Genomic DNA, 14,943 nt, shown 5'->3' on the forward strand with positions numbered 1-14,943 from the left:
CTGCAAAGCCGTGATCTTAAGCTAAAACGGCGGGCAAACGCACCACCCCTGTTGCCAGCGCCGTTCCCAACACAATCACTGCCCCACCTACCAGCATCGACGCACTCACCGCTTCACCCAGAAACAGGCTGCCCCACAACACCCCAAACACCGGAATCAAAAACGTAACCGTCACCGCCCGCGACGCCCCCACTTGCGCCAGCAACCGAAAAAACAGCGCGAACGCCAGCGCGGTACACCCCACGCCCAGCCCAATCACCGCCAGCCATGCCTTAACGTCAGGCATAACCGCAGGCCAAAACGCATACGCCAACGGCAATAACACAATCGCCGCCGCCAGTTGCGCCCCGGTTGCCGTGACTAATGAGGGAACCCCAGCCAGCTTGTGGCGGGTATAATGGGTCACAATTCCGTAGCACAAGGTTGCGCCCAGCAGCGCCACAATCGCCCAGCCGGAACCGCCCGCCTTGAAATCGGCCTTGTCCGCCGCCAGCAGCAATACCCCGACAAACCCGATCAGCAAGCCCAGCATCTGCGACTTGCTGAGCCGCTCATTCAGCCACAATGCGCCAATCAGCGCGGTAAAAATCGGCGTGACCGCATTCAGGATCGACGCCAACCCCGACGTAATCGACAGCACCGCCCAGGCAATCAGCACAAACGGCACAGCGGAATTCAGCAAACCCACCACCAGCATTGCGCCCATATTTTGCCGTAACAGCCCGCTTTGCCCGCGCCACCACAACAACGGCAACAGGCACGCCGCTGCAATCGCCACTCGCAGCCAAATCAGCGCCACCGCCCCGAATGACGGCGCTGCATAGCGCATGAACAGAAACGACCCGCCCCACAGGGCTGCCAGCAGGATCAGGTCAAACAGGTTACGTGGTGTCATGATGGGCTATCCCCGAATGAAAAACGCATTGTCTGCGGGAATGCCTCCGTAAGTCCAACCCCAGCCTTTTTTCACGGATACGCCATGTTACCGTTGGCAGAAAAATCCGGCGTTGCCGAAGCCAGTATCAAACGTTTTGAAACCACGGGGCAAATCAGCTTTCACAGTTTGCTGAAACTCGCGTTTGCCCTGAATTGTATGGATGATTTCAATCGCCTGTTTGCGGAAAAACCACTGCAAACCATCGCCGAATTGCAAACTACGCCGCGCCAACGGGGGCGTTTATGAAAAAATTATCAAGCGGCTTGTAAAACTGGCGATTCCATCGCTGACAATCCGACCCCGTGGGTGAGGCTGTGAAACAGATGCGCGGGGGCGGCTTTATTTCCAGTATGATCCAGCGTGGCTCGAGACGGGGTTTGATCTGTCACCCAGCACGCTGCCGCTTCAGGCAGAACCGCAAGCTTTCCCCAGAGCCACAGGAATTTGGCGGTCTTGCACGGGGTTCTTTACGACTCCTTGCCGGATGGCTGGGGTTTGTTGCTGATGGATCGGGCATTTCGTCAGCAAACGGGCTGAGCAAGCGCATGAAATTCACTCCGCTGGATCGGCAGGCCAACAGTCAACTTGGCGACGTTCTGAGGCAAGTTGCGTAAAGGGCAACAAAAGAATTGCTGAAGCATCATGCGGTATGGCAAGATAAAGCTCACGCTGTTGCTCATTTTCCTCTAACGCCAGTCGGTAATTGAGGTACTGCCCTAGTGCTGTATGAAAGGTGGAAACTAACGAGGCAGAGAGAAACACTTGATTTCAACAGCGATACGTTGCCCTTCACGTTCTGCGGCTAATAACCGTTCTGCACCCAAATCAATGTAGAGATCAATGCCACCGATGGGAACGGCGAGCGGGTCATGTGTAATCACCCATCCTTCTTTTTGCAGTGCAATGACAACGGCTTGATGAAACAGATCGCGGGCAGACATGCCAAATTATCCTTTGCTGACGCTATTTGCTATAGAGGCAGAGTATGCCAAAAGATTGGTGATGCGCCTGGCACAGACAGTGCGTATGCCAATTTTTGGAATAATGACTGAATGTCTAAAATAAACGATCACATCATTCCTATACCTCACAAAATACAGCTATAAATGAGCTATAGAATAACGGCGAATGACTCATGACATGGAACTGGCAACAACCCGACTGGCCTAATTTCAGCTTCGACCCGCTGAAGCTGATGCCTTTGGAAACCGCTTTTGTACACGAATCCGGCTTGCTGCTGGGCGCATTCACACACCTGACGGAAGAGGGTCGCACCCAACTGAAAGTGGAAATAATCAGCAACGAAGCCATGCAAACCTCGGCTATTGAAGGTGAATACCTCAACAGTGGCAGTGTGCAAGCGCTTCCCGTGCAACCGCTACCCGCGACTTGCATAGGGCAATCGCATTAAAACGCTCTTGACAAAACCACCATAATCTCATTTCCTGTCAGGCTTTTTGTGGCTCCATGAAACTCCGTTCAACCGCTTCGATAGCCGACCATTTTGCTTCAATCCCTGACCCACGCATGGATCGCCGCAAGCGGCACAAACTGAGTGATATTTTTTTCATCACCCTGTGTGCGGCGATTTGCGGCGCAGATGATTGGGCATCCATCGAACAGTTTGGCAAAGCCAAGGAAAAGTGGTTTACCGCCGTATTGGATTTAAAGCATGGCATCCCATCACACGATACGTTTGGGCGGGTTTTTGCCTTGATCGACACCCAGCGGTTCAGTGAGTGTTTTAGCCGTTGGGTAGCGGACTTGACCGACCTCAGTGGCGGTGAAATCATTGCGATTGATGGTAAATGCTTGCGCCGCAGTCTCGATAGCGCATCCGATAAAGCCGCCATTTACATGGTCAGTGCGTGGGCAAGCCAAAACCAGTTAGTACTGGGGCAACAGCGGGTAGATGACAAGTCCAATGAAATCACCGCCATTCCTAAACTGTTGATGCAGCTTAATATTACAGGGGCAGTCGTGACCATAGATGCCATGGGATGCCAAACGGCGATTGCCCAGCAGATCGTGGATCAGGGGGCTGATTACCTGCTTAGTCTGAAGGGCAACCAAGGCACACTCCACCAAGAGGTGAAGCTGTTCTTTGAATCTGCCAACACCTGCCCACCGATTGGGCATACCAGTTATGACGGCGGGCATGGGCGGATTGAAACCCGCATCGTGCGGGCTACTTCAGACATTAAGTGGCTAAAGAAAAACCATCCCCATTGGACGAAACTCACCAGCATCATTGCCGTCACCGCTATCCGCGAATGCAAGGATAAAACCACTGAGGAAACGCGTTACTTCATCAGCAGCATGGATGCCGCCAACCCCGAACGTTTGGGGCAAATCGTGCGGGCGCATTGGGGCATAGAGAACAACCTGCATTGGGTGTTGGACTATGCTTTCCGTGAAGATGACCAACGAATGCGTTCCGGCAACAGCGATGCCAACATGGCAGTTGTCCGGCATATTGCTCTCAATTTAATCAAAACCGAGAAAACCGTCAAACTCGGCGTGAAAAACAAACGCCTCAACGCGGGCTGGGATGAGGACTACCTGCTAAAAATCGTCACAGGCAAACCGGGGGCTACCAAGCCTAAAACTTAGGCGTGCTGCGTAAAACCGAAGAACTGCGCTATGCGCGTTATTGCCTCAATTTACCCGTGTGCCTCAACACCTGCGCTGCCGTCAAGATTTGCCCATAGTCGGCATCGTTCATATCGGTAAATTTGTGCAAATTACTGTCGGTAAGGCTGGTCGGCGACCAAGGCGGCGGCTCTGCCAACCAACCATTCGCATCGCGCATGTGCCGCCGGTCGCTCAACAGTTTCTCGGCATATTCCGCGCTAGGCATGACCCGAAACAGCGGTACAAACCTCGGTTTTAACACGGATTCATCCAAAAACGCTTGGCGGAAATAATCCGCGACCGGCGTGCAAAATGGTAGGGTGGTATCGAAATCGAGGAGGTAACGCGCATCCGGCGCGGCGTGCCACAGCAACACGACGTGGTAATCCCACAGCAGCGGTTCAGTCGGCGCATTCGCACCGCGCTGGCAGAGGATGGGGAAAAACCTACCTGTTGCCGCCATCACCACCACCTCGCTGTGCCGGAATTCTGGCTGCTGACACAGATGCCAGATATTTTCTTCGCAGTAGCGAGACTGGTAGCGGTAGTGTTCCCGTTCGGGTAATTGCATGGTATTGTTTTAAGTGCGCTGGTGCTTTTCACCAATCAATTCAATCTGATAACCATCCGGGTCTTCGAGAAAAGCAATGATGGTCGTGCCCGCATTCATCGGCCCGGCTTCGCGAATGATCTTGCCGCCCGCTGCCCGCATTTTGTCGCACGCGGCGTACACATCCGGCACTTCCAGCGCAATATGCCCGAAAGCCGTGCCGAGTTCGTACTGGTTCACGCCCCAGTTGTAGGTCAGCTCCAGCACGGTATTCTCCATTTCGTCGCCATAACCGATGAAGGCGAGAGTGAATTCGCCCGCCGGGTAATCTTTGCGGCGCAGCAGTTGCATACCAAGGACATTGGTGTAAAACGCAATCGAACGATCCAAATCGCCGACGCGCAGCATGGTGTGAAGGATTCGCATGGTAAAACTCCTGACAATACAATTTCCGAAAACACCATCATAACCTATTCTGTGTCGCCCATGCGTTAGTCGCAAAATGGCGTAATTTTTGCATTGGTCTTACATTAGCTGTTGCTTATAACAAGGTTCACATGCACAAACTCATGTTGGTCGATCACGACCCCGACCGTTCCGCGAGTCTCGAAGTCGCGCTCCTTGCCGCCGGTTACGCCCACATTATCCGCGTTGGGCAAGGTGAAAACCTGCTCGCCGCCGTGCGTACCCACCAGCCCGACATCATTCTCATCGACATGCAAAGCCCCGACCGTGACACGTTGGAATCGTTGCGCAATGTCAGCCGCGAAATGCCCAAACCCATCGTATTTTTTGCCGAACAAAGCGACCTTGAAACCACCCGCGCTGCCATTAGTGCCGGAGTCAGTGCCTACATCGTCGATGATTTGCCCGGAAAACGCCTGAAATCGGTGTTGGAAGTGGCGATTGCCCGTTTTCAAGAGCACCAAAAGCTCAAAGATGAGCTGGAAGACTACAAATCGCGCCTGCAAGACCGCAAAGATGTGGATAAAGCCAAGGGCATCCTCATGCAGCACCGCAATCTGACGGAAGAAGAGGCATACCAACTCCTGCGCAAAATGGCGATGGATCGCAATATGAAAATCGGTGAAGCCGCCCGCAATTTCGTCGCGGCAATGGCTCTGCTAGGGGGGAAATTCTGATGAAACAAGACTTACGCATCGGCTTTTTGCCTCTTACCGACTGTGCCGTGCTGGTAGCGGCATTGGAGCGCGGTTTCTTTGAAAAATACGGCCTGCACGTCACCTTGCAGCGCGAAGTGTCGTGGGCAAATATCCGCGACCGCGTGGCGTTCGGCGAACTCGACGCGGCGCACATGCTTGCCCCCATGCCCTTGGCGGCAACCTTGGGCATCGACGGTTTGGGCATTCCCATGCAAGCCGCGTTTAGCCTTGGCTCTGAATGGCAGCGCGATTACTGTCGCCAGCCCGTTGATGGAAGCCATGCGGGAACATTACCCGCAGGCATTATGCACCGCTCCGGTGCGCTCGCACGGTCTCAAGCATCTTTTAAGTGCGCAAACGCCGCGCAAACTGGTATTCGGTTGCGTCTACCCTTTTTCGCAGCACCATTACCTGTTGCAAGCATGGTTGCAGGATGGCGGTTTGGTATTGGGGCAGGATGTGGAAATCCGCGTCATTCCCCCGCAGCAAATGGTCGAATCCTTGGCGCAAGGTCAGATTGATGGCTATTGCGCGGGCGAACCGTGGAATCAGCAAGCCGTCAGCCGAGGCATCGGGCAGGTTGCCGTTACCAGCTACGATTTATGGAACAATGGTCCTGAAAAAGTGCTGGGCGTGACCCAAGCGTGGGCGGAAGCCAATCCCGAAACGCATCAAGCCTTGCTGTGTGCTTTGCTCGAAGCCGCGCACTGGTTGGATGAGCCGCATAATCGCGTGCGTATTGCTGAATTACTAACCCGACCGGAATATTTGGATGTGCCGCTTGCCCTGATCCAGCCGCCGTTGTTGGGGCGTTACCGCTATGCGCCGGATGAGCCGGAACGTTTGCTGCCCGATTTCAACGTGTTTGCGCGTTATGCGGCTAATTTCCCCTGGCATTCGCATGGCGCGTACTTTTTGGCGCAAATGCACGCAACGGGTCAGTTGGCAACCTTGCCCGCTGACTCTGCTGCGCTGTTGGCGCGGGTGTATTGCACGCCGTTGTACCGTTTAGCTGCGGAAACCTTGAGCTTGCCGTACCCGACGGTGGATTATTTGCCGTCAGTGCATTGCCTCGCGCCGTGGGTGTTGCGCGATGCCAGCCAGCCGATCGCGATGGGGAATAGTTACGTGGCGTTGGAACGGTTACGGCTGGGGTAGCGGGTTAAAAATCGCGTTCAACATGCAGCGCATTCGACACAATGTCGCCTGCCACCATCCACGCGCCCAGTGCCAAGCCTTCGTAAATGTCTTCATCGCTGTAGCCCAATGCCCGCAGCGTATCGACATCCGCCTGTGTGGTGCTGTTGGAATCCTTAACCGCTTTGAGGATGAACAGTAGCAGGGCGGTTTCGCGCTCATCCAAATTGGCATTGGCAGGGTCGGCTTGCGTTGCAGCCACTTGGTCGGGTGTCCAGCCGAACATATTGATCAGCATTCCCGCATTCATGTCGATGCAGTAAGCGCACGCTGTACTCTGTGAAACGGTCATGCGAATGGTGGCTTGCAATGCGCCCGACAAGTTCGGATTCTGCATACTGTGCTTGATGAATTCCCACTTCTGACGCAAGTGGAAAGGCACGGCACTATGCACCTGCATAATGCCCGGCACGCCGCCAAAGCTGGCGGTCATTTCTTGGTAAACGTCGGCAACATCGCCAGTGGCTTCGCTGGTAGCAACAGTTTTCAGATAACTCATGTGGCTTCTCCTTGGTTGGTATAGTCAGTAACAATGAAAGGGGGTTACACCCTTAAATACCCCGTGTGATCGAAGATGCCTCTTCCTGAACCGGAATAGCGGTTATTACCAGATCTTTCAAGAAAGGTTCAGCAGCCACCTGTGCAATAGCAGGCGATGCCATAAAGCAGTCCATAGATTCCTTGTCATTCCATAGGTAGAAGCTCGCGAAGACACCATTCTCAAAATCCGCCATCCATGTTTTACTAATCAGCCCCGGCACATCAGCGATTGCCGTGGCATAGGGTTTTACCCAATGCGTATCATACTGCTCTGGCGAAAGTGTCAATCTGTACTGAAAGATTTGCGCGTATTTCATCTTTAGTGATTCCCAATAAACGTTATTTACATCGGTTTCCAATGCCAACTCACGCAGCTCCTCAATCGAGAGGATGCCGTGATTCATTGTTGGTTTTCATATCGAGACCGCGCTCTATATAGAATGAATAACCGTATTCTCCTTCCGCTAGTGCTATGTGTTTTGAGCCTGTGGATTTGCATAAAAATTCAATATCGTTGACAGAACCCGGCTCAATCGTAACGATTTCGAGTATTTCCCCCACGGCTAAGCGACGCAGTGAGCGGGCAGTATGCACTAACGGTAGCGGGCATCCCATGCGTCTAGCATCAAGAGAATCTGCTATCTGTGGGTGTTTTGGTGCGTTGGGTAGTGCCTTGCCTAAACTATGATTTTGCAATTTTGATGAGGTCATTTTCTTGGAAGCAAGCTGTGAGGCATCCATTGTTGAAATTACCCAACTTGGCGCGGGCGTATTGCCATAAATATTGCACATGGAAGTGAGATATTTGGGGTCAAAAACACGAACTAATGTGGGTGTTGTTAATGAGTCGGCGAAGGCGAGTCCGCAGTAGTCACGCTGATGTGATTGTCGAAGGTAGTCTTTAAGTGCTGTTAACGCAGCGCTAATGTCACCACTGGTATTGACATCATTGAGCCGAACATAACCAGCGGTAGAGGCATCATTATTGTGAAGATGCCATTGGGTATTCTCCGAATGCTGTATGGCATTCCAAATCTGATCGAGGGTATCCCAGTCAAGAATACCCGCAAGCGTATCTGGCATTAACGCGATAGATCGCGTTGAGACGGTGTTGTTTTCTAACATGGTAATAGTCTTATAGGTTTGATGAATGGCGAAATTAAATAAACAGGTTCACATCCGCTTTCTGTGCAATCGGCAGGAAACTCGCCGCACCCACCCAGTCGCTGATACCATCAATGAAGTCGGTTTTGTCATGACCGAACAAATCCACTGTCATCTGACACGCCACCATTTTTACTTCGGCTTCCAATGCCAACTCACGCAGCTCCTCGATAGAGGCGACGCCCTTCTGTTTCATGGTTTCCTTCATCATGCTCGTAGCGGCAGTCTCGAAACCGGGAATACCCGCCATCAGCACATTGGGGATGGGCAAATTGGTCTTGCGTAACCATTCCGGTCCCATCGGCATTTTCATAGGCATGGCAGGGTTTCCGAGTGGGCTGACTTTCAAATCCAGCTTCTTTTTCAGCAAATCCAGACCATAGAACGTGAAAAATACTGTCACGTCCCAGCCTAAGGCAGCGGCGGTGGAGGCAAGAATGAACGGGGGATAAGCCATATCCAGTGTCCCTTTGGTAGAGATGATGGTCATGGAGGGGATGTGGTTGGCTTCGCGTTCATCCATTTTGTGCTGAAAACGTTCATCGAACCATTGGTCAAACAAGGCTTTATCAAAACCCATCGGGCTGGTTTGGGCAGTAGCGGTCATTGTGCAACTCCTTACGATTTACGGATGTGGTTAAAAACGGGCAGAATTTTACCGACTGGTCAGTCAAGTTTTAGTATAAAATTTTTTCAGCTAATCGCTTGCTCTCCAATGCGGATAGTCAGCATGGCAACACCGATTTCGCGTATCAATTCGGGATCATTGCGGGTTTTTGCCAACAGCATTAGCCCTTCTATGAAGGCAAACATCGCCGCAGCCGTGGCAGCCGTATTGCACGGGGAAATTTCCCCCTCGTGCAAGGCTTTATCCAGCGCGGTTTTCAGTGACATTTCCATTTGCTGCAACAGACCATTGAGACGCTGGCGGATGACTTCATCCTGCGTACTCATTTCTGACGACATATTTCCGTAAGGGCAACCCAGCGTTTTGCCGATTTGTTCCTTGGTGCCTTTTTGGAATACATAAATATTTTCCAGTAGGGCGTTCAGTTGCTTCATTCCCGACCATTCAGGGCGGAACGAACGGGAGAAAATCTCCTGTTTTGAAATAATGAAGAACTCATCCAGCACTGCCAGCGTCAGCTCTTGCTTGGAAGGGAAAAAGTGGTAGAAGCTGCCTTTTTGTACCCCTGCCATGTCACAGATTTCCTTCACGCCCACGTTGCCGTAGCTGCGCGAGTAGAGCAGTTCACGGGCACTGTCGAGCAGGCGTTGGCGGGTATCGGTGGATGCTTTCATGGTTATTATCGTAATTGACCGATCGGTAAAGTGCAAGCGATAATGGTGACACTACAACTATTTAGCTTCTTGGAATAATTTATGATCGACAAAAAATATCAGCCCATTGTGTTTGCTTTTTTCATGGCATTGCTTATGTCATGTGTCATGTCACTCGTCATTAGCATCTTCAACGTCGGTATGGTGGATAACCTTTTGCATATTTGGCTAAAAGCTTGGGGATTTGCTTTTTCAGTCGCCTTCCCCATTGTTTTTCTGGTCAGTCCGATGGTGCGGAAATTGGTCGGTTTAGTCATTAAGCAAGGTTAACTCAAATTCATGCAAACCTACCTAGTCAATAGCGACTACATCGACTGGCAACACCCAGACGTTTTGGCACAAGCCCAAGCACTAGCGGCAAGTTGCACCACACAGGAAGCTATCGCCAAAACCTGTTTCGAGTTTGTGCGCGATGCCATCAAACACAGTTGGGATTACCGCCTGAACCCGTTGACATGCAAAGCGTCGGAGGTGTTGCAACACGGCACGGGCTATTGCTACGCCAAAAGCCATTTGCTGGCAGCGTTGTTGCGGGCGAATGGCATTCCGGCGGGCTTGTGTTATCAGCGTTTGACCATTACCGATGAACCGCCGTTTTGCCTGCACGGGCTGAACGCACTCTACTTGCCTGATTACGGCTGGTATCGGGTCGATGCGCGTGGCAATAAGCCGGGCGTGGCTGCCGAATTCTGCCCGCCCACCGAAAAGCTGGCATTTCCGCTGTTGAATTCGCACGAACAGGATTTACCGGGGATTTTTGCTGAGCCGCTGCCTGTGGTGGTGCAGGTGTTGGAAAGCAGCGCAACGGTGGCAGCGGTGTATGCGAACCTGCCCGATATTGAACGTGTTTGAGAGGGAATAACCATGCACATCCATCCCGCCACCCCCGCTGATGCCCCCACCATCGCCGTGCTGGTCGGCGAATTGTTGCAGGAAATCATGCAAGCCATTGGCGAACAGGCATTCAACTTTGACCTGCCAGCAACCACCGAACGCCTGCAAACCTTTATCCGCGACGGGCATTATCATGTGTTCGTGGCAACGGATGAAGGCGGCACAGCCGCAGGATTTTTGACCCTGTACCAAAGTTACGCGCTGTACGCTGAAGGCAGTTTCGGCACGATTCCCGAATTGTACGTGCGCCCCACTTACCGCTCGCATGGCACAGGCAAACAATTGCTGGCGTCCGCCCGTGCCTTCGGTGCAAGCAGGGGCTGGACACGCTTGGAAATGACCACGCCGCCATTGCCTGCTTTTGAACGCACTCTCGCATTCTATGAGCGTGAAGGCTTTGCGATCACGGGCGGGCGCAAACTGAAAACCTTGCTCTAGTGATATTGGAGTTCTGATGTACATCCCAAAACACTTTGCCGAACACGACCAAGCCGAAATTCTGCGCTTCATCCAAGCCAATGCATTCGGTACGCTGGTCACGGTTGATACAGGCGTTCCCTTCGCCAGCCACATCCCTTTTCTGCTGGAACAGGGCGACACGCTCACGCTGTCCGGTCATCTTGCCAAAGCCAACCTGCAATGGCAGCACTTGTCAGCAAACCCACAGGTGTTGGCAATGTTCCAAGGAGCTCACGCCTACGTTTCACCCACATGGTACGAAGGCGCGGGTGTACCCACTTGGAATTACACCGCCGTTCATGTCTACGGCAAAGTGCGCGTCATCCACGATACCGCATGGCTGCAAGCGCAGGTGGAACGCCTCAGCCATTACTACGAAGGCGACACCCCCAACGCATGGATTCCGAGCTACCCCGCCAAAATGCTGGAAGCCATCGTCGGTTTTGAAATCACCATCGAATCGCTGCAAGCCAAATACAAACTGAGCCAAAACCGCAGTGCGGCAGATCAGCGCAATGTCATGCAAGCCCTCGAAGCCAGTGGCAGAGAAAACGAGCGCGGGGTGGCGGCATTGATGGCAAAACATCAGGAGCAAAGGGGAATACCTTGAAACGTTTGCTAATGGCAGGTTCTGTAATGCTGGTTCTGTATCTTGGCGTTGCAATTTGACTGACCCGCGCTATCTCGTTCCACAAAAACCGCTTTGGCTATAAATACGCCATTCAGTGCAGCCGGAAACCCCGCGTACACTGCCATTTGGATCATGATTTCCACTATTTCTTGCCTTGTGCAGCCGACATTCAGCGCACCGTGAATATGAACGTTCAGAGCTGTGGTTGCGCATTACCCGATGCCGCCAGCGCAGCTACGGTGGCGATTTCACGTTCCTTGAGTGAAAGAACGCCGCGCGAGTAAACATCCCCAAATGGAAACTCGATGGTATAGCGAGCAAGATCCGGGGCTATGTCTTTCAACGCTTCGATTACCCGTTCTCCCGCGTGACCGTCGATTTCCTTTAGCTTTTCCCAGCCGCGCTGGTAACGATCAGATTTCATGGATGCCTCTTTTCGTCTGCTAACTCGCTGAAGAGGTGTTGCATACTGCATTCCTCGTATTGTTAAGTTGTACTCAGTATGCAGCACCTTGGGTTGTTTGATAATCTGCATAATCCTAAATGCGTTAGTGAGAATAACTCAACAATGAGTCGTCCCAGTTTGCCCGATTTGACTGCCTTTCATGCCATTGCCTTACATGGCAGTTTCCGCAAAGCCGCGCTGGAATTGGCGTGTCGGCTTCCGCGTTGAGTCACACGCTTCGGCCATATCGAAGAGCAATTAGGCGTGCGCTTATTCCACCGCACCACGCGCAGTGTCGCGTTAACAGGGTGGGGCAGGCATTATTGATACGCTTGCAGCCTGCGTTGTGGGACATTCAAGACGCGCTTGATGGTATTAATGCGTTTAGGGAAACACCGCGTGGCACGTTGCGTTTGAGTGTGCCGCCGGATGCTGCACGGTTTCTGCTTGCGCCGAAACTCGCTGGCTTTCTGGAAACTTACCCCGATGTGCAATTGGAACTGATTAGCGATGATCATTTGCTCGACATTGTAGCGAGCGGTTTTGATGCGGGAATTCGTTGTCAGGAAACCTTGCCGCAAGACATGGTGGCGATTCCGTTGGGCAAAAACAACGCTTTGTCGTGGTGGCTTCGCCCGCGTTTTGTGGGCAATACGGTATTCCCCAAACGCCGCCGGAATTAACGCAATTTGAATGTATCCGTCGGCGATTCCCCAATGGCGAAATTTACCACTGGGAGTTTGCGCGGGATAAAGAGACTTACGCCGTTGATGTGCAGGGCAGGTTAACCGCGAACGATTCCAACCTGATGCACGAAGCGGCGTTGCAAGGGTTGGGGTTTGCGTATTTGCTGGAACAGCAGGTCGCCGATGATGTGCAAAGCAGACAATTGGTACAAGTATTGGCGGATTATTGCCCTACTGATACGGATTTCTTTCTGTATTATCCCAGCCGCAAACAACTTTCCGCTAGCTTACGCGCCTTGATTGATTATTGGAAAGCGGTAGTACAGTGATTTGCTTCACAGCCTTCCAACGCTAACAAATCCGCCTTCGCCGCCAACCCGCCCGCATAACCCGCGAGTTTGCCCGATTTGGCAATCACCCGATGGCACGGCACGATAATGCTGATCGGGTTCAGCCCGTTGGTATGCCCAATCGCCCGCACTGCTTGCGGTTGTCCAATCATTTGCGCTTGTTCGGAATAGCTGCGGGTTTCGCCATAGGGAATGTCGCGCAACACTTGCCAAGTGCGTTGCTGGAAATCTGTGCCATGCACGCTTAGCGGTAAGTCGAAGGTGCGCCGTGTTCCGGCAAAATATGCCTGCAACTGGCTGATGGTTTCGCGTGTCAGGGCGTTGCTGTGCGCTTGCACCTCACCCAAAGCGGTGCGGATATGTTGCCAGTTGCTGTCGAAAGCGACGGCACACACCGCCTCAGCGGTGGCGGCGATAGTCAATGTGCCGACGGGCGATTCCCACGTTTCAAAACCGATACGCATGGTGTGCCTCTGGTGGTTAGGCGGGTTGAGTGGCTTGCATCGCAGGGCGTTCACGGAATGACGCATACCAAGCCAGCGTTTGCGGGCAAGCGGCGGCTTGCAACAGGTGCGGCAAGCGGAATTCCAGATAGCCAATCGCTGCACCCAATGCCAGATGTGCCAGTGTGAGGTCTTCGCCCAAGCTGTCGAGGCAGGTTTCGATGTGTTGCAAGGTGCGGGTGATTTCCGTTTCCCAGCGTGTCATGGCGGCGGGGGAACGCTCGTGTTCGGGGCGGCTGCGTTCTTCCATCACCCGGTTGTAGGCGGCATCCATCACGCCGTCGGCGAGGGCTTCCCAACGCACTATTTCCCAGTGTTGCCAGCCGGATGGTGGAAGCAAGGTGTTACCGCTGAGGCTGTCGAGATAGCGGCAAATCACCGGGCTATCGAACAAGGCTTCGCCGTTTGCCAGCACTAATGCGGGAACTTTGCCGAGTGGGTTGGCGGCGAAAAGTTCGGGTTGTTCCTGCGCGACGTTGACCGATACCACGTCGATTTGCGACGCTAAGCCGGTTTCAATCGCGACCATGCGCACTTTGCGGGCGTAGGGGGAGGTGGGGGAGTAGAACAGTTTCATCGCGTGTTTATTCTCCAATCCGCGTCAAGATTTGGCGGATAACGGCGGCGGCAATCCGAAAATCCGCTTGGTGCAGGGTTTCAAATACTGGGCGGGCGGCAGGGATTAAGCCGCGCTGTTTTGCCATGCCAATGATGGCGGCAGTGCCGGTGATGGTTAGCCCTTTCTCCAAGGCGACTGCGCGTCCGGCACGTTCATCCATGATCAGCAGCACGGGGTCGGGATGATGCAAAGCAAGGCTGATGCAGGCACTTTCCCCCTCGTCGAGGTCAAGCCCGGTGAGGGCAGGGAAGGGGTGTTCCCAGACTCGCAACCAGCCAGCGGATAACGCAGCTTGTATAGCGGCTTCGCCACGCGCTTGTTTGCCCGGTAATACTTCATTGCACACGATTTCGGGTAGCCAAACTTCGCCGAACAGGTGCGGCAACCATTGCAAGCCATCGACAATGGCTAACCCAATCAATGGGCTGGCATCGGCAATTACAACGCGAGCCATTGTTCCAGCGTGTCCATGTCTTGGTTGGCTTCGGCGGCAGTTTGGTTAATGACGGGAATGCCCAGCCGGGAAACGTGTGCGATGAAATCTGCCAGCACCATGTTTGCCAGCCGTGCGGAACGTGCCAGTGATAATGCGCTGTCTTTGAATAGCGAGGTGGCTAACGCGGTGCGTACACCGGGCATATCCAGCATTCCGCCGGTTTGGTTCAGCCCGATCATCAGTGCGTCGGGTTGGTCACGGTTCATGACCAATACCATATCTTCGTGGGCGTAGCGCAAGGCTTCGCTGGGGTTGTTTTTCAGGCTGCTGACGTTAACGGTTTTCATGCCTATGTTTCCTAGGATGATGAGATAGGATGATGAGATAGGATGAT

22 protein-coding genes and 2 pseudogenes are annotated in these 14,943 nt (G+C 53.1%); 10 read left to right on the forward strand and 14 right to left on the reverse strand.

Features of this window, described 5'->3' with window-relative positions; all coding sequences use genetic code 11:
• Window positions 1-16 precede the first annotated feature (16 nt).
• Complete coding sequence (locus L3K52_06790; protein ID UOG93434.1) at window positions 17-895, reverse strand: DMT family transporter; 879 nt, start codon at window positions 893-895, stop codon at window positions 17-19.
• Between the two features lie 84 nt (window positions 896-979).
• On the opposite strand from L3K52_06790, the gene L3K52_06795 reads away from it, so the two are divergent.
• On the forward strand, window positions 980-1,183 hold the full coding sequence (locus tag L3K52_06795; protein ID UOG93435.1) for a hypothetical protein: 204 nt from the start codon (window positions 980-982) through the stop codon (window positions 1,181-1,183).
• Window positions 1,184-1,677: 494 nt separating this feature from the next.
• Here L3K52_06795 and L3K52_06800 read toward each other — a convergent pair whose 3' ends face one another.
• Entirely contained in the window at window positions 1,678-1,878 is a 201-nt protein-coding gene (locus tag L3K52_06800; protein ID UOG93436.1) for a XisH family protein, read from the reverse strand.
• A 194-nt stretch (window positions 1,879-2,072) separates the two neighbouring features.
• Between L3K52_06800 and L3K52_06805 the strand changes: the two genes are divergently transcribed.
• Both L3K52_06805 and L3K52_06810 read left to right on the forward strand, forming a co-directional pair.
• Entirely contained in the window at window positions 2,073-2,348 is a 276-nt protein-coding gene (locus tag L3K52_06805) for a DUF4172 domain-containing protein (protein UOG93437.1), read from the forward strand.
• Window positions 2,349-2,404: 56 nt separating this feature from the next.
• Complete coding sequence (locus tag L3K52_06810; protein UOG93438.1) at window positions 2,405-3,550, forward strand: ISAs1 family transposase; 1,146 nt, start codon at window positions 2,405-2,407, stop codon at window positions 3,548-3,550.
• A gap of 37 nt (window positions 3,551-3,587) precedes the next feature.
• Here L3K52_06810 and L3K52_06815 read toward each other — a convergent pair whose 3' ends face one another.
• Together L3K52_06815 and gloA are read right to left on the reverse strand one after the other, a co-directional pair.
• Window positions 3,588-4,142 carry a hypothetical protein gene (locus L3K52_06815; protein ID UOG93439.1) on the reverse strand — a complete coding sequence of 185 codons (555 nt, stop codon included), beginning with the start codon at window positions 4,140-4,142 and terminating at the stop codon, window positions 3,588-3,590.
• 9 nt (window positions 4,143-4,151) lie between these two features.
• The gene (gloA, locus tag L3K52_06820; GenBank protein ID UOG93440.1) at window positions 4,152-4,547 is read right to left on the reverse strand and encodes a lactoylglutathione lyase; all 396 of its coding nucleotides are present in this window, start codon (window positions 4,545-4,547) and stop codon (window positions 4,152-4,154) included.
• Between the two features lie 131 nt (window positions 4,548-4,678).
• Here gloA and L3K52_06825 point away from each other — a divergent pair, with 131 nt between their 5' ends.
• Together L3K52_06825 and L3K52_06830 are read left to right on the forward strand one after the other, a co-directional pair.
• The gene (locus tag L3K52_06825; GenBank protein ID UOG93441.1) at window positions 4,679-5,263 is read left to right on the forward strand and encodes an ANTAR domain-containing protein; all 585 of its coding nucleotides are present in this window, start codon (window positions 4,679-4,681) and stop codon (window positions 5,261-5,263) included.
• A pseudogene (locus tag L3K52_06830) lies at window positions 5,263-6,442 on the forward strand (ABC transporter substrate-binding protein). The gene L3K52_06825 and the pseudogene L3K52_06830 overlap by 1 nt, the downstream one beginning before the upstream one ends.
• Window positions 6,443-6,446: 4 nt before the next feature.
• Here L3K52_06830 and L3K52_06835 read toward each other — a convergent pair.
• From L3K52_06835 to L3K52_06855, 5 genes are all read right to left on the reverse strand, one after another.
• Window positions 6,447-6,980, reverse strand: coding sequence for a carboxymuconolactone decarboxylase family protein (locus tag L3K52_06835; GenBank protein ID UOG93442.1), 534 nt, complete (start codon window positions 6,978-6,980; stop codon window positions 6,447-6,449).
• 52 nt (window positions 6,981-7,032) lie between these two features.
• Complete coding sequence (locus tag L3K52_06840) at window positions 7,033-7,425, reverse strand: YdhR family protein (GenBank protein ID UOG93443.1); 393 nt, start codon at window positions 7,423-7,425, stop codon at window positions 7,033-7,035.
• A complete protein-coding gene (locus L3K52_06845; GenBank protein UOG93444.1) occupies window positions 7,400-8,146 on the reverse strand; it encodes a sulfurtransferase TusA family protein in 747 nt (248 codons plus the stop codon). Before L3K52_06845 ends, L3K52_06840 begins: the two co-directional genes overlap by 26 nt.
• A 34-nt stretch (window positions 8,147-8,180) precedes the next feature.
• The gene (locus tag L3K52_06850; GenBank protein ID UOG93976.1) at window positions 8,181-8,675 is read right to left on the reverse strand and encodes a DsrE/DsrF/DrsH-like family protein; all 495 of its coding nucleotides are present in this window, start codon (window positions 8,673-8,675) and stop codon (window positions 8,181-8,183) included.
• Window positions 8,676-8,878: 203 nt separating this feature from the next.
• Window positions 8,879-9,487, reverse strand: a complete 609-nt coding sequence (locus L3K52_06855; GenBank protein ID UOG93445.1) for a TetR/AcrR family transcriptional regulator — start codon at window positions 9,485-9,487, stop codon at window positions 8,879-8,881.
• Window positions 9,488-9,568: 81 nt separating this feature from the next.
• On the opposite strand from L3K52_06855, the gene L3K52_06860 reads away from it, so the two are divergent.
• Genes L3K52_06860 through L3K52_06875 form a run of 4 tightly spaced genes read left to right on the forward strand, consistent with a single transcriptional unit; the run spans window position 9,569 to window position 11,489 of the window.
• Window positions 9,569-9,796 (forward strand): DUF2798 domain-containing protein, encoded by a 228-nt coding sequence (locus tag L3K52_06860; GenBank protein UOG93446.1) that lies wholly within the window; start codon window positions 9,569-9,571, stop codon window positions 9,794-9,796.
• A 9-nt stretch (window positions 9,797-9,805) separates the two neighbouring features.
• On the forward strand, window positions 9,806-10,378 hold the full coding sequence (locus L3K52_06865) for a transglutaminase family protein (GenBank protein ID UOG93447.1): 573 nt from the start codon (window positions 9,806-9,808) through the stop codon (window positions 10,376-10,378).
• 12 nt (window positions 10,379-10,390) lie between these two features.
• On the forward strand, window positions 10,391-10,858 hold the full coding sequence (locus L3K52_06870) for a GNAT family N-acetyltransferase (GenBank protein ID UOG93448.1): 468 nt from the start codon (window positions 10,391-10,393) through the stop codon (window positions 10,856-10,858).
• A gap of 16 nt (window positions 10,859-10,874) precedes the next feature.
• Complete coding sequence (locus tag L3K52_06875; GenBank protein UOG93449.1) at window positions 10,875-11,489, forward strand: FMN-binding negative transcriptional regulator; 615 nt, start codon at window positions 10,875-10,877, stop codon at window positions 11,487-11,489.
• 214 nt (window positions 11,490-11,703) lie between these two features.
• Here the strand turns inward: L3K52_06875 and L3K52_06880 are convergent, their stop codons facing one another.
• The gene (locus L3K52_06880; protein UOG93450.1) at window positions 11,704-11,934 is read right to left on the reverse strand and encodes a carboxymuconolactone decarboxylase family protein; all 231 of its coding nucleotides are present in this window, start codon (window positions 11,932-11,934) and stop codon (window positions 11,704-11,706) included.
• 440 nt (window positions 11,935-12,374) lie between these two features.
• Here L3K52_06880 and L3K52_06885 point away from each other — a divergent pair.
• Window positions 12,375-12,970, forward strand: a pseudogene (locus tag L3K52_06885) (LysR substrate-binding domain-containing protein).
• Here the strand turns inward: L3K52_06885 and L3K52_06890 are convergent.
• From L3K52_06890 to L3K52_06905, 4 genes are read right to left on the reverse strand one after another with little or no spacing between them, the layout of a single operon-like run.
• Window positions 12,946-13,455, reverse strand: a complete 510-nt coding sequence (locus L3K52_06890) for a methylated-DNA--[protein]-cysteine S-methyltransferase (GenBank protein UOG93451.1) — start codon at window positions 13,453-13,455, stop codon at window positions 12,946-12,948. The pseudogene L3K52_06885 and the gene L3K52_06890 overlap by 25 nt on opposite strands.
• A 16-nt stretch (window positions 13,456-13,471) precedes the next feature.
• Window positions 13,472-14,071, reverse strand: a complete 600-nt coding sequence (locus L3K52_06895) for a glutathione S-transferase (protein UOG93452.1) — start codon at window positions 14,069-14,071, stop codon at window positions 13,472-13,474.
• Between the two features lie 7 nt (window positions 14,072-14,078).
• Window positions 14,079-14,567 (reverse strand): DUF3368 domain-containing protein, encoded by a 489-nt coding sequence (locus L3K52_06900; GenBank protein ID UOG93453.1) that lies wholly within the window; start codon window positions 14,565-14,567, stop codon window positions 14,079-14,081.
• A complete protein-coding gene (locus L3K52_06905) occupies window positions 14,552-14,896 on the reverse strand; it encodes a UPF0175 family protein (GenBank protein UOG93454.1) in 345 nt (114 codons plus the stop codon). The genes L3K52_06900 and L3K52_06905 overlap by 16 nt, the downstream gene beginning before the upstream one ends.
• Window positions 14,897-14,943: the final 47 nt, after the last annotated feature.

The sequence above is a fragment of the Candidatus Thiothrix sulfatifontis genome, from assembly GCA_022828425.1.
GTDB lineage: Bacteria > Pseudomonadota > Gammaproteobacteria > Thiotrichales > Thiotrichaceae > Thiothrix > Thiothrix sulfatifontis.

What these genes read in the sequence shown, in the direction of transcription:
- L3K52_06905 (UOG93454.1), bottom strand. Translation starts at nt 14,896, where the DNA reads ATGAAAACCGTTAACGTCAGCAGCCTGAAAAACAACCCCAGCGAAGCC.
- L3K52_06840 (UOG93443.1), bottom strand. Translation starts at nt 7,425, where the DNA reads ATGAATCACGGCATCCTCTCGATTGAGGAGCTGCGTGAGTTGGCATTG.
- L3K52_06855 (UOG93445.1), bottom strand. Translation starts at nt 9,487, where the DNA reads ATGAAAGCATCCACCGATACCCGCCAACGCCTGCTCGACAGTGCCCGT.
- L3K52_06870 (UOG93448.1), top strand. Translation starts at nt 10,391, where the DNA reads ATGCACATCCATCCCGCCACCCCCGCTGATGCCCCCACCATCGCCGTG.
- L3K52_06900 (UOG93453.1), bottom strand. Translation starts at nt 14,567, where the DNA reads ATGGCTCGCGTTGTAATTGCCGATGCCAGCCCATTGATTGGGTTAGCC.
- L3K52_06875 (UOG93449.1), top strand. Translation starts at nt 10,875, where the DNA reads ATGTACATCCCAAAACACTTTGCCGAACACGACCAAGCCGAAATTCTG.
- L3K52_06835 (UOG93442.1), bottom strand. Translation starts at nt 6,980, where the DNA reads ATGAGTTATCTGAAAACTGTTGCTACCAGCGAAGCCACTGGCGATGTT.
- gloA (UOG93440.1), bottom strand. Translation starts at nt 4,547, where the DNA reads ATGCGAATCCTTCACACCATGCTGCGCGTCGGCGATTTGGATCGTTCG.
- L3K52_06890 (UOG93451.1), bottom strand. Translation starts at nt 13,455, where the DNA reads ATGCGTATCGGTTTTGAAACGTGGGAATCGCCCGTCGGCACATTGACT.
- L3K52_06880 (UOG93450.1), bottom strand. Translation starts at nt 11,934, where the DNA reads ATGAAATCTGATCGTTACCAGCGCGGCTGGGAAAAGCTAAAGGAAATC.
- L3K52_06795 (UOG93435.1), top strand. Translation starts at nt 980, where the DNA reads ATGTTACCGTTGGCAGAAAAATCCGGCGTTGCCGAAGCCAGTATCAAA.
- L3K52_06805 (UOG93437.1), top strand. Translation starts at nt 2,073, where the DNA reads ATGACATGGAACTGGCAACAACCCGACTGGCCTAATTTCAGCTTCGAC.
- L3K52_06865 (UOG93447.1), top strand. Translation starts at nt 9,806, where the DNA reads ATGCAAACCTACCTAGTCAATAGCGACTACATCGACTGGCAACACCCA.
- L3K52_06810 (UOG93438.1), top strand. Translation starts at nt 2,405, where the DNA reads ATGAAACTCCGTTCAACCGCTTCGATAGCCGACCATTTTGCTTCAATC.
- L3K52_06850 (UOG93976.1), bottom strand. Translation starts at nt 8,675, where the DNA reads ATGACCATCATCTCTACCAAAGGGACACTGGATATGGCTTATCCCCCG.
- L3K52_06825 (UOG93441.1), top strand. Translation starts at nt 4,679, where the DNA reads ATGCACAAACTCATGTTGGTCGATCACGACCCCGACCGTTCCGCGAGT.
- L3K52_06845 (UOG93444.1), bottom strand. Translation starts at nt 8,146, where the DNA reads ATGTTAGAAAACAACACCGTCTCAACGCGATCTATCGCGTTAATGCCA.
- L3K52_06895 (UOG93452.1), bottom strand. Translation starts at nt 14,071, where the DNA reads ATGAAACTGTTCTACTCCCCCACCTCCCCCTACGCCCGCAAAGTGCGC.
- L3K52_06800 (UOG93436.1), bottom strand. Translation starts at nt 1,878, where the DNA reads ATGTCTGCCCGCGATCTGTTTCATCAAGCCGTTGTCATTGCACTGCAA.
- L3K52_06860 (UOG93446.1), top strand. Translation starts at nt 9,569, where the DNA reads ATGATCGACAAAAAATATCAGCCCATTGTGTTTGCTTTTTTCATGGCA.
- L3K52_06790 (UOG93434.1), bottom strand. Translation starts at nt 895, where the DNA reads ATGACACCACGTAACCTGTTTGACCTGATCCTGCTGGCAGCCCTGTGG.
- L3K52_06815 (UOG93439.1), bottom strand. Translation starts at nt 4,142, where the DNA reads ATGCAATTACCCGAACGGGAACACTACCGCTACCAGTCTCGCTACTGC.